The sequence below is a fragment of the Paenibacillus sp. BIHB 4019 genome (genome assembly GCF_002741035.1).
Classification (GTDB): Bacteria; Bacillota; Bacilli; order Paenibacillales; family Paenibacillaceae; genus Pristimantibacillus.
Map to the genome: position 1 here is coordinate 1,774,362 of NZ_CP016808.1, position 12,449 is coordinate 1,786,810.

9 protein-coding genes and 1 other RNA gene are annotated in these 12,449 nt (G+C 42.6%); 1 reads left to right on the top strand and 9 read right to left on the bottom strand.

Annotation, left to right across the window (positions count from 1 at the left end; translation table 11 throughout):
- Window positions 1–199: 199 nt before the first annotated feature.
- On the bottom strand, window positions 200–829 hold the full coding sequence (locus BBD42_RS07435; RefSeq protein WP_237163503.1) for a GntR family transcriptional regulator: 630 nt from the start codon (window positions 827–829) through the stop codon (window positions 200–202).
- Window positions 830–1,149: 320 nt separating this feature from the next.
- Between BBD42_RS07435 and BBD42_RS07440 the strand changes: the two genes are divergently transcribed.
- A complete protein-coding gene (locus tag BBD42_RS07440; RefSeq protein WP_099517675.1) occupies window positions 1,150–2,004 on the top strand; it encodes a DNA-primase RepB domain-containing protein in 855 nt (284 codons plus the stop codon).
- Between the two features lie 183 nt (window positions 2,005–2,187).
- On the opposite strand, the gene BBD42_RS07445 is transcribed toward BBD42_RS07440, so the two are convergent.
- From BBD42_RS07445 to BBD42_RS07480, 8 genes are all read right to left on the bottom strand, one after another.
- Window positions 2,188–2,826 carry a hypothetical protein gene (locus tag BBD42_RS07445; RefSeq protein WP_099517676.1) on the bottom strand — a complete coding sequence of 213 codons (639 nt, stop codon included), beginning with the start codon at window positions 2,824–2,826 and terminating at the stop codon, window positions 2,188–2,190.
- Between the two features lie 406 nt (window positions 2,827–3,232).
- Window positions 3,233–3,466, bottom strand: coding sequence for a DNA-binding protein (locus BBD42_RS07450; RefSeq protein ID WP_099517677.1), 234 nt, complete (start codon window positions 3,464–3,466; stop codon window positions 3,233–3,235).
- A gap of 617 nt (window positions 3,467–4,083) precedes the next feature.
- A complete protein-coding gene (locus BBD42_RS07455) occupies window positions 4,084–7,584 on the bottom strand; it encodes an MBG domain-containing protein (protein WP_150131524.1) in 3,501 nt (1,166 codons plus the stop codon).
- An 854-nt stretch (window positions 7,585–8,438) separates the two neighbouring features.
- A complete protein-coding gene (locus BBD42_RS07460; RefSeq protein ID WP_099517679.1) occupies window positions 8,439–9,584 on the bottom strand; it encodes a YecA family protein in 1,146 nt (381 codons plus the stop codon).
- Between the two features lie 197 nt (window positions 9,585–9,781).
- Entirely contained in the window at window positions 9,782–10,321 is a 540-nt protein-coding gene (locus BBD42_RS07465; RefSeq protein ID WP_099521506.1) for a DoxX family protein, read from the bottom strand.
- Between the two features lie 618 nt (window positions 10,322–10,939).
- Window positions 10,940–11,305: a transfer-messenger RNA gene (gene ssrA, locus BBD42_RS07470) on the bottom strand.
- Window positions 11,306–11,514: 209 nt separating this feature from the next.
- Window positions 11,515–11,994 (bottom strand): SsrA-binding protein SmpB, encoded by a 480-nt coding sequence (gene smpB, locus BBD42_RS07475; protein ID WP_056032466.1) that lies wholly within the window; start codon window positions 11,992–11,994, stop codon window positions 11,515–11,517.
- Between the two features lie 192 nt (window positions 11,995–12,186).
- Window positions 12,187–12,387, bottom strand: a complete 201-nt coding sequence (locus tag BBD42_RS07480; protein WP_028609190.1) for a cold-shock protein — start codon at window positions 12,385–12,387, stop codon at window positions 12,187–12,189.
- Window positions 12,388–12,449 lie beyond the last annotated feature (62 nt).

Genomic DNA, 12,449 nt, shown 5'->3' on the forward strand with positions numbered 1-12,449 from the left:
TGCTCTCCTCCAATGCTTCTTCTTTTAATCAGGCATGCCAAGGGTCTTTTGTATTCCGTACACCGTATACGAAGTTATATAAAAAACAACTGCCTGCTCATTTTTCACCCTCTAAAACTCAATAGCTTATACAGTAGTTGTTCTTATGATGCGCTATTTAAGGCGAATGAATAAGTCGGCAGTAGATCATTTTTAACTCCTAGTCATTCTTACTCAACGATTCGATGGATTTGCGGATGTGGGAGATAGCCGCCTGTTCCGCTTCACTTTCCGAACGCTTCTTTAAAGCTTGAATAATGTCCATATGATCGGTAATCGTTTCTTGCGGCGAACGCATTAAACCTTTCAAATAGGTGATTCCCAGAACCTGAAACTGATCCAGAATACCGGACAGCATGTCACTTTTGGCATGTCTGGAGATGCGGTTATGGAATTCACGGTCAGCTTCCCGATATGCTGTCCAGTCCTCTTCCGTAATTTGGCTCATCGCTTTCGTGAAAAGATCCTCCAGCTCCTGGATTTCTTCATCTGTCATGTAGCGGACGCATAAACGGCTTGCCAAACCCTCGAGCACAGCACGAATTTCAAATGCTGCAATGATTTCATCAGGGCTGTAAGACTTCACGAATGTGCCTCTTCCGCTCGTTTCGATCAGACGCTCCTGAACAAGCTGGGAAATGGCTCTGCGCAGCGGAGTTCTACTCACGCCCAGAAGGCTTGCAAGATTATCTTGAACAATTTTCTCGCCTTGTCTAAGCTGTCCGTCAAGAATCATTTTCTTTAATGACTTGTAAGTCAGTTGATCAAGGTCCTCATGTGCAATTTTCATAATGCCCACTTCGCCCCTCCTTCCTCTGTACTTGCAATCTTCGTATACGGTACACGATAATTGATTTTATTGTAGCTCCAACCTTGGGGAAATGCAAGCGCTTTTTAAAGCGTTGAGTCTCTGATTATGATCCCCCGTCTAACAAGAGTCATGCATATGCTTGGAACCCGCCATATATAAACGCCATAAACCCTATTGTATTTGCCTATTTAATGTTGAAAAATGGGTACTCTCACTTACACTTGTGTCTGCTTGCCAGAATATGATTGTTTAGAAAAGAACCGAACGTGCAGCGCATGCTTTGAAGGAGAGGTGGTTTAATGACAGAGCGATTAAGTTCGATGAGATATGCCAGAAATTTGCGGAGGTTCTCAAGTCACGCACAGTATTTCATTAAAAAACTAGGCTGCAAGCAAAACGAACAGCTGTATTTCACTTTAGTCCATGACGATAAAAACAAAAATAAAAGATACAGCTCTACTTTAAATCATCCAGCAATGACACTGCATAAACCTCTAAGTTTGCTTGAGAGACGTACCACTGAATTCACGCTCTTTTCCAAGAGAAATAAACGCATACATGTCCTCAGCCAAAACAAACAAGGTTATGCCGTATTTATGGAGATCAACTACCGAGCAACAAGGACTAGCGATTTCAAAAAAATCAGGGCACAGTTCATTGATGTAGATCTGAACAAGATTTCCGTGCATTTAGACACGAAAAAACAAGTCCAGCAGATGATTAAAGCGATTCAATCCGACCCTGAAGAACAGCTTCAATCGATTACCGTTACAAAAAATAAAAAAGGCCAATACCATCTGTTAGCTCTGCGAACAAAACAGAGAGTCATGCAATTGAAGAAGGCGTTTATAAATAAATTCAAGCTTCAAATCAAGGATACAATGATTATCGAAACTAAAAACGGATATCATATTTATTGGGTTGTTCAAGGCGCATCCGTAAGCAAATTCGTTTCGATTCAAAAAGCTTTAGCCAAAAAATTCAGCTCTGATCCCCTAATAACCAATTTATCCAGAGTCATGCGTATACCGGGCTTTTACCATATGAAAAATCCTAGAAGCCCCTTTATCGTAAAGATTAGACAACTGGGCAGAAAAAAACCTTTTTCCCAAGAAGAAATTATTCAGTCTCTAGCATTAAAGCCCTTTAATTAGCTTATATAAATGGTGCTTGAAACAGCTATTAACATGTCTAAACGAGTAACCCCCCGGCTTTTTGTGGTCGGGGGGTTACTCGTTGGAAGCAAGGGAAGTGGAATCCCTGTCTGAGGATCGCGCCACACAGATATCTACGTACGGATGTAGTCACCATTTGGATGGCGTCTCAAAATCGGTGGTCTATTTGGCTGCTTTTATTAGCTTCTTCGCTGCCTTTTGGACAGAGCTTTTGGAATGGGTCTCATAATCATAGCCATTTGCCAAAACTTCGGCCGCTAAACTCGGGGAGACCTTAGCGATTCCAATCATGGCCGTTAACAATTTAGATAGAAATTTCTCCTCTAATTGAAGGAGTCCCTTCTTTAAGATCGGCAGAATCACTTTGGCTTCCGCTTCACCGCAGGATGCCAGCTTCCCCAAACAAAGGATAGAATAGTCTTTTACGATTGTACTTTGATCCGAAAACAACCTCTCTTGTATTTCATCAAGTACAGCGAAAATTCGATTAGGTATGCTAGAACTTATGAGAGCAACAGCATGCATGGACTCCCATCGCACCCGTGTATGTTTGTGGTGGATTGATACGAGCAGCTGCTCGGCATATGGCGCAGCTAGTTGAGGGTGAGTTTCTGCTACCTTTGTAAAAACCTCTGCGCAATCTCCTGCAAGCTTCACGTCCGATTGTAAAAGGCCTTCTGCAATTTGTCTTAATAAAGTCGGGTTTTCTATGCACAATAACGCTACATGTTCATTCGATTGCTGTGTCGAATCTCCAGTCTGCGAGGACAACATTGAGACTACGGTTCCTCTCTCCTCCACTTAACGATCACACTCCTTGTTCACTATCAGGTTAATAGTATCTGCAGAATGGTGTCTTGGCAAACACAAATCGGTACTCTTCGTAAAGGCTATACCAGTAACAAAAATGGGCTAATGCACATAGACTGGGGTTGAATATATCCCCGATTCTTTTGCATTGGAGATGTGAAAATTGAGCAATACAAAATATAAGGATAGAGCTCAGCAAATTCCCATGAAAAAGCTTTCTCCCGTAGACGATTTCTTTAACAGTATTCAATGGAGAGAGGTCTTTGCCAATTGGGCTGCAGAGGTAAGGGGTAACTATATACTTAGAACAGAACCAATGTTCAATAATCAGCATTAATTAAAAATCCACAACCGGATTCGGTTGTGGATTGGATTTCGTCTGCGGGAGCGCCATGTCCTACACGGCCCTATTCGCTACAATCTCGTCTATTTCACACTTCAATAACAGGTATCTATGGGCACTTCTCACAATCGGGACTTTTGTTAAGTTATATTTATCCACGAAGATCTTCATTTGGTCTTTGGAGAGACCCATTAACTCTCCTGCCTCCGTAACGGTTAATACAACTAAGTTGCTCGTTGCATTAAATGTCTTTTTCACTTTTAAATTCCAGTCTTCAAATCCGTTCATATTGAGTTTCCTCTCTCGTTCCTAATCGATCGGAATACTTCATTATATCATGACTTTAGACAAATACAGTTTCTATTCCGAAAATCCTATCCAACACAAAACCCAGCCCTCATGCGGGCTGGGTTTTCATGGTGGAGGCGAACCATGGCTGTGCAAAACCATAATTCGCCGATGCTTGATTCTATAATACCTTTTTATGAAATGAATGCTGCTTTTTGAAGATATCTCTGATGCATAGAGAATACAAAAGAACTCTCAGGCAAAATTATCGAGTTATTATTCTCGCGCAATAAATCCTTAGCCTCATACTGAAGTCCCTTTAACAAAATTTATATCTGCACCTTGAAGCAATTCTCCTGAATTATGCCCAACAGCAAGTAAATATTGCCGATAAGAGCATGGTAATTTAAGAAGAACTGGTCGACTTGCATCGTCTGGTTGATGATTACATGGAGTCTAAAAAAATAAAAAACCCACAGCTTTTTTAAACTACATCCCTTTTACTAAACGCCATCTATCAAGTGGGATGCAGATTAATTCGGCTGTGGATTCGCATGGTGGAACGTAGCTTTCAGAACAAATTTCAGCTATGTTCACTTCCGACCAAAAATCCAATCCTATATAAAGCTTAATCGTTTAAGCATACGTGAGAGTAATGTAACCATTTCTGCACGTGTTGCTTCTGCTTGCGGCTTGAAATTACCTTGCTGATCGCCCTTAATAATATCTAAACTAAGCGCTTGCTGAATAGAATCCACCGCCCAAGGTGAAATAGTTTCCACATCTGCTAAAGCTAACTCCCTATTAGCTGTCTGCAAAGAAGGATTAGCATACGCAATTGCTCGGGTAAGCATAACCGCTAACTCCTCACGTGTCACACGGTTGTCCGGACGGAAAGTCCCATCACTATATCCCTTAATTAATCCCGCCTGCTCAGCTGCAATAACATCTGCTTCGTACCATTTTCTATCCACATCAGCAAAGCTAAATTCATTGTTATTCAACGGAATCCCTATTGCACGTACAAGTAATGCGGCCGTTTCTGCTCGTGTCAGCATACCATTCGGATCAAAATTCATATCGTTACGCCCCTGAACGATGAACTTAGCGGCAAGCAACTCTATATCCGACTTTGCCCAATGATTCTGCAAATCTACAAAGCTAACTCGGCGATCAATTACGAAAAAGTAGCCGTTTCGCATACTCTTCACAATTGCTGTGACTTTACCATTCTCTTTTACAAATTGCGCGGGAACAAAGGTGAACGCTTGCTTCTCTTCATCCCAAAGTACAACTGTAGCAAAATCGGAATCTGGGGCATCCAGCTTAATCTTTCTTTCAACATAGGCTGTGAAAGCTGAGATCTCAGAGCTTCTACCTTGATCATCTAGTCCATTAACGTTGAACACAACTGGCCCTGCCCAAACATTTGCACCAAGACTCTTGTTAATTTCAACAAATTCTGTTTTTGTATCTGCTCTGCCTATTTTAATGTTTAGATCATGATTATTCCCTGCAATCACTAGCACTTGAATTGGAATGGTAATTTCATCTTTTTTTGTAATAAATTGCAGTTTCATAGATGGGGCAATGGCCTTTAACTGTGTTAATGTCGCTTTACTAATTATAAACTCTGCGACTTCACTATCTGATTGGATTGCAACAAATCCTTTTTTCAAATCATCAAGTTTTAGTTCAACTCGCTGCTTTCCATTAGCTGACACAGCCTCAATGTAATAGGCTACTCCAGTACTTGTGTTGCTGTTCCCAATAATGGCTCCTCCAGTACTTGTGTTACTGTTCGCGATAATGATTAGCGGATAAATGGCTTCATAAGTAGCACCATCAGCTGTTATCGTCGCTTTAAGTGTTACGTTCTTATTCCCCTCTGTATAGGATGGGCGTTGTACATGACCTGTAGCACCATCTACAAATTGATTATTCGAGGAAGCCCATTGAATGCTTCTACCTTCATCATCGGTTGCTGGAAGACCGAGAGGTCCAATAACTGATGAAGCAGTATCGTTAGTAGCATAAGTTAATTTCGGAACATCATACACGGTCAGCCTCGCATTATTGCTCGTAACTTCATAGTTACCTAAACGTTGATTAGGATCAATTATTTCAGCCTCTATGGTATAACTTCCAATTGGACTGCTTTGCTCTGCAAGCGTCGCATACTTCACGGATATGTTGTCATTGTTCAGCACACCTGTTACAACACCGTCCAGGAAGGGATTCGCATTGTTCACCCAGCGCGAAATGGTGTGCGGCGTCACTGTCAGTTGTGCTTTTGTAATACTTAGACTACCTGCGGTTTTGCTTACTTCATAATTCCCTAGCTTATTATTCGGATCAACCAGTGCTGCTTCAATCGCATAGCTCCCTACATCACTTGCTTGGTCAGCACTCGTTGCGTACGTTGCCGTTATGCCGTCTGACGATAAAGCGCCAGTTATTGCCCCTGTGAGAACAGGATTGCTCGTTCCGTATTCACGCGTCGCATCATTTGCGGTTACTGTAAGTGACGCTTTCGTAACGCTTAGACTGCCTGCAGTTTTCGTTACTTCGTAATTCCCTAATTTATTATTCGGGTCCACCAGTGTGGCTTCAATCGCATAGTTCCCTACATTACTTGCTTGATCGGCACTCGTTGCGTACGTTGCTGTAATTCCATCTGACGTCAAAGCGCCAGTTATTGCCCCTGTGAGAACAGGATTGCTCGTTCCGTATTCACGCGTCGCATCATTTGCGGTTACTGTAAGTGACGCTTTCGTAACACTTAAACTGCCTGCGGTTTTCGTTACTTCATAATTCCCCAGCTTATTATTCGGATCAACCAGTGCGGCTTCAATCGCATAGCTTCCTACATTACTTGCTTGGGCAGCACTCGTAGCATACGTTGCTGTAATTCCATTTGACGTCAAAGCGCCAGTTATTGCCCCTGTGAGAACAGGATTGCTCGTTCCGTATTCACGCGTCGCATCATTTGCGGTTACTGTAAGTGACGCTTTCGTAACACTTAAACTGCCTGCGGTTTTCGTTACTTCATAATTCCCCAGCTTATTATTCGGATCAACCAGTGTGGCTTCAATCGCATAGTTTCCTACATTACTTGCTTGATCGGCACTCGTTGCGTACGTTGCTGTTATTCCATCTGACGTCAAAGCACCTGTTGCCGTTCCTGTGAATACCGGATTGCTCGTTCCGTATTCACGCGTCGCATCATTTGCGGTTACTGTAAGCGGCCTCTTATCGACCCTCATCATAACAGATTCACTCGAAGTAAGATGGGTAGGGTCTCCAGCGAATTCCGCTGTTAACGTATGATTCCCTATTGCCGTATTAACCGAATAGCTAAATACTGCTTCACCATTTCCATTCGTATTAGATGAACCAAGAACGGCTCCATCCAGGGAAAATGTGACTGTTTTATTCGATACTGCTTGATTTTGAGCATCAAGCAATGTTGCTCTAATCTCCTCCGTATTACCATAAGTTGTTGTAAGCTGGTCCATCTGCAATGAGGTCGAATAGTCCCTCTGCTGAGAAGCTACATACGTCCTGAACGCAAAATCATAATTAGAATGACTCCAAATTCCGCTATAATAAGCTGTGCCGCCGGCATATGAGCTAGGTTGGTATATGCCCCAAGTTACTTGGAGCACTTGATTTGGATCATTGTTGGTTGTATCCATCATCATGGTATACTGCTTGTTAGATTCCATGTAAATCCCATCGTTAAAGGTAAATTGAATCCAGCCTCCCGGATAATTAGGCACAATACTACTGCTTACCTTCGCTACGCCTAGTACTGTCCCATTGATATCTTGACCTTCATGAATCGTCAAGCTTATCTCTCGCTCAGTACCTGACGAATTCCATATAAATGCCTCAGCATCGTACATCCACCCTGTTTTACCTGCAGTAAAGCTTTGTCCTACTCCCTTTGATCCGCCATGCGAATTCGGGATCGTATTTGCTGTATCCGATGTTTGATCAATTGGATCAACGGATGACGCTTGGATCGATTCTGACATTGCGAAGGCAATCAATAAAATACCAATTACGATTAGAGCCCCTCTTTTGAAAAGGTTCATATGTCTTGAATGTAACACGGTTACAACGCTTCCTTCCGTTCTTTATTTAGTATGTAGTATGAAGGCTCTTATGTTGAACACTAATAAACGCACCTAACTATTAACATTATTATACATCATAACCTTTTCGCTACTAGGGTTTATCTATCAAAATTAAAAATCATCTTAGGAATAGCTGAAATAAAACGATACCTTCTTCGGATTGAGAGTTTCTTTCCCGTTCAATTACTTTAATTAAAAGCTCAAAACCGAAATCAGTGCTTGACAGGTGGAGCTGAAATACCGCTGCGGGTAAAGTGGGCTTCCGATCGCTGTTGTTCCCAGATTTCCTTGATTCATAGTTTTGTCCCATTTCATTGTAAGGTATCATCCATACCCAACGGCAATGCTGCCCGAAACTGTAGAAGGCAGAGCCTCTCCCATTCTCTCTAGGACATCATAAGTCAAATCCTAAGAAATTGTAGTCCTACTAAAGATGTACATCACAAATATAATGCGAATTGATATTTTTTCATTATACCAAACGATCAAAATTATTTTTTTAAGTTAAATATTTCTTTAACTATGCGGAGTTTCTGTTAAGAGATTTTCCCGATCATTCCAACTAGGCATGGAACTTATCGTGAGTTCAACTGCAAAGCGATTATGTAAAAAGCGGCCTGTCCCCTTTAGCTGATAGCTTCCTTACGGGCGGAACGAACACCCCTGTCCTCCTTCGGATTCAGGGTAATCGCCAGACCCTCGCCCCACGCAAAAAAGCCAGCCTCTTGCGGCTGGCTTTAATGTTGATGGAGGCGAACCGTGGCTGTGCAAAACCACAATTCGCCGGGTCGATTTTGGAGGCACAGAACAATAGTCACCAATCAACGCCGCTATAGACAGCACTTCTTATGCTTTTTCCCGCTCCCGCACGAGCACAGATCGTTTCTGCCAATTTTCGAGGATGCCGCCGCCGTGTGTTGAAGCACATTGTCGGCATTCGTGCTCTGACTCCGCTCCTGGCTTAGTTCAGCAGGTGTATAACCTCGATTAGACCACATTCTAGTCGTATTATTCACCTGAATAATTAACGGTACAATCTCATTCAGCTGCTTCTTGTTCAAACGAATTTTGCGACGCTCAAACTCTTCCATGATGACGCTAATTGGCTCTTCCATTGAACAAGCAAGCTGAATATCATCGATGATAGCCTCAGCCATCTGCTCGACTTTGCCCAACTGCTGCATGATATAGTTCTTCAACGCTTCTAGCTGTGGCGTCATCTCAAAATAATCAATCTCCGCATAACGTAGCAGTTCTTCCTTAGGAGGAATGTAGTACGGCTTGTCCTTCACGCTCTCCAAGAACTTTTCATATTCGTGCAGACTTTCTTCATCTAATTCATCGTTAAATAACATCCCATGCTGAACATTCCAAGTCAGCACCTTATCAGAGACAGATAAACAAACATGATTAAACTTCTCCTCCGTCAAGCTGCCTTCATTCTGATCATTAATAATTTCTATAAGCTTCTGAACGGAGATAATGCCGTACAAGTTAGACGCAGCTTCTGAATATCGCAGCACCAACTGGGTTACGGTGCGTTCTTGACCGAATAAATTCAGATCCAGCTTCTGATATGAGGCCTTAACTTCCTCCGGCATGACGAAGTATAGCTTATCCTGCTCCAGGAAACTGAACACCAAGCCTTTATCCATCAAAAATAAATAAGCATCCGCAAATACAGTATTGTCCTGAATATACGGAGCCTTAAAAAGCCGGCTCATCAGCTCCCATTCCTGCATCTCCGCTGTAAGGAAAGCCGCGCGCACATGAGTTACATCTGTAATTCGATCGTAAAGTGCATCCACGAGCTCCTGCTTCTTCAGCTTGGAGCGGCCCGCTAGCGCGCAATTAACTGCAATGAAATTTAAACGATCTTTAGTTATCTGTGCAAGAATATCCTTTAAGCTCGTCACAACCGCACCTTTGATCGCATTGTTAACATTCAGCTGCAGCATTTCTTTTTCCAATTCCATTCCTAAACCCCTTTACCATGAAGCTACATAGTTAAATTGTACCCTAATCCGGCTCACAATTGAAAGGATTGACGTCTTGAAACTAGAGCATAGCAGTCACAGCAACGACTTCAACCTGATATTGAAAGACGACAAACAAGAACCCCCATCGTATGGATCCCACGAGGAGGTTCGTTTTGTTACTTAAAGTGAATGAGTTAGTGGGCTTTTGCCGTGCCCGTAGGAGTCATTTTTCCGCCTCCATCAAGCTTCTTAAACTTGAGTGTTTTACGCAATAGCGGGATCAGGTAGTAGTCCAATCCATACCGTCCTGCATTGGTGCCTGCAATAAGTACAATTCCACCGAGAAGAACAAGCCATGGGTTAGTGTTTAACGTTCCAGCGAACATGAACATGAAGTTCATTAAAAGTCCGAAGAAGGCTGCCGCAGCCGTTAATCCCCCGACTATCAATCCGATGCCCACGAGTAATTCGCCGATTGGGATGAGAATGTTAAAGAGCTTTACGTTCGGCATCGCGAAGTGTTCGATGAAGTATACAAAGTTCGGATAAACCAATTCATTTGTCGTTTTATCGGCTACCGGGTTATTGATTGCGTTGGTTAAGAACCCTGTGGCATCGAATCCGCCCGTCAATTTGTGCCAGCCCCCTACAATCCATTGGTAACCGAGGTAGACACGAACGACGACCATAAGCATTGCAACATATTTATTATTTTTTAGCCATGCTAACATCATAATCATCTCCAACTTTATTGTGATTTTTTTCACATACTATTTTAAAAAGATAGGCTTTCTTCCTTCTTACTCGATACACTAGGATGTACTGAAAGACTAGATCGCTTGAACCAGGATCGCTTGGGGTTGTGATTTTTCATGATTCATTCTTCCCTTCTTCTGTTACTATGTATTACTCTCTCCTTGCATCTTTAATATATCATACTTTGATACCTATGAATGTGAAAAATTTCACAACTTTGTGAACTCTGAAAAGAATTTGTACGAAGCCGTAGTCTTTGCTTGGAAATGCCACCCCTTAACAGTAAATCCTCTATGGTATGTAGTGTCCAGGCTACTTGTATGCCGATAAAATTATACTTTATACGCATCAATTTTGGCATGGAGGATTTCATTGATATTCTTATTTTTATGAATAACTCCCATAGAATTATTATTAGTTCGAGAGAGAATTTCAGTAATATCTGTATGGTATTTTTCACAGCACATGGTTCTGAGTGGCGATAATTGTGATTTATGATTACTGGTCATTTCTCTTTCATTATATGATTTTCTAAAACACCATGTATGCAATACAAACAAAAAAGACACCTAACACGGTGTCTTTTCTGATAAGGTTGGTGGAGGCGAGGGGAGTCGAACCCCTGTCCGAAGATCACGCCACACAGGCATCTACGGGTGTAGTCACGATTTTGATGTCACCCAGGAGGACGCCTCGTAACCGGCTTCTTCCAAGGTCAGCCTGATTGTCTTCTTCAGCTCACCCCAGGCGGAGATGAGACAGCGTATCCCACTACTTGTTAGCCCCTAGTCTAGTCACATGGGCGATGCTAGGTAGGAGCACGCTCACAGTTTCTTAGGCTGCGAAAGCGTAGTTTGTTTGTTGTTTGCCATTTAATAGGCTTTAGCGTTGATGAAGTGGACGCGTCCCCACTACCCGCAACCCGCGCTCGTCCTATCCCCGTCGAATCCAAGAACGCCCCCGAGTTGGCATAAATGACTCATCCTAGCCAGCTCATAAGAGCCGCAACCAGATCATCATTTAGCTAAGAACTTGCTTCGTTACTTGCTTAGTATAACACGATTCAAGGAATAATCCTTAAAATGTTATTGGTAAGGTTAGTAAAATTCAACACGCTTTCCTTTAAAACATACACTTGCTCTGAACTGCGCTTGCGCACAGCACATCGCGCTTAACGTATGATCTTCTGCTTCTCGCGCAGCGCCCGCTGAATATCACGCTGGGCATCTCGCTTTGCCGCGGAATCGCGTTTGTCGAACTGCTTCTTACCTTTACCTAACCCAATCAGAAGCTTTGCGTAGCCATTGCGCACATATATCTTGAGCGGCACAATGGAGTAGCCTTCCTGCTTGGATTGGCCGAGCAGCTTATGAATCTGAGCTTTATGAAGCAGCAGCTTGCGGGCACGCGTCGGATCCGTTGGATTGTGACGATTCCCCTGCTCGAAAGGGCTGATATGCAAATTATGAATGAAAATTTCGCCGTTACGTATCGTCGCAAATGCGTCGCTTATATTGGCTCGTCCGTTGCGGAGCGATTTAATTTCCGTCCCCATTAGCACCATTCCCGCTTCATACGTGTCTTCGATGAAATAATCATGGGAAGCTTTTTTGTTTTGCGCAAGCTGCTTGCCGTCGTTCTTCTTGCCCATTCTTATCACCTCGACATCATAATTAGCTCCAGAAAATTGAAAAAGCCACTAGATATATATTGTAGCAATTTTTGAAAATGAAAGCAAGAAAGCAGCTGCCATATTGTAAAATATGGTTTGCTCGTCAAAACCATAAAAAGCCGCTCCGACCTTACGGTCGAAAGCGGCTAAATTTCGCAGTTGATTAAACTACTACAGTTTTACTACGTTTTCAGCTTGTGGTCCGCGGTTGCCTTGAACAACGTTAAATTCTACGCGTTGTCCTTCTTCCAGCGTTTTGAAGCCTTCGCCAGTGATTGCGCTGAAATGTACGAATACATCGTTGCCGCCTTCAACTTCGATGAAGCCAAAGCCTTTCTCAGCGTTAAACCATTTAACTGTACCTTGTTGCATTTGTAAAACCTCCAAAAATAAAATTAATATGCGCCTGTTTCGTTTTGAGAAACAAAAAATTC

Coding starts and splice junctions, on each gene's coding strand:
- BBD42_RS07450 (WP_099517677.1), bottom strand. CDS start 3,466: ATGAACGGATTTGAAGACTGGAATTTAAAAGTGAAAAAGACATTTAAT.
- BBD42_RS07480 (WP_028609190.1), bottom strand. CDS start 12,387: ATGCAACAAGGTACAGTTAAATGGTTTAACGCTGAGAAAGGCTTTGGC.
- BBD42_RS07440 (WP_099517675.1), top strand. CDS start 1,150: ATGACAGAGCGATTAAGTTCGATGAGATATGCCAGAAATTTGCGGAGG.
- smpB (WP_056032466.1), bottom strand. CDS start 11,994: ATGGGCAAGAAGAACGACGGCAAGCAGCTTGCGCAAAACAAAAAAGCT.
- BBD42_RS07460 (WP_099517679.1), bottom strand. CDS start 9,584: ATGGAATTGGAAAAAGAAATGCTGCAGCTGAATGTTAACAATGCGATC.
- BBD42_RS07465 (WP_099521506.1), bottom strand. CDS start 10,321: ATGATGTTAGCATGGCTAAAAAATAATAAATATGTTGCAATGCTTATG.
- BBD42_RS07435 (WP_237163503.1), bottom strand. CDS start 829: ATGAAAATTGCACATGAGGACCTTGATCAACTGACTTACAAGTCATTA.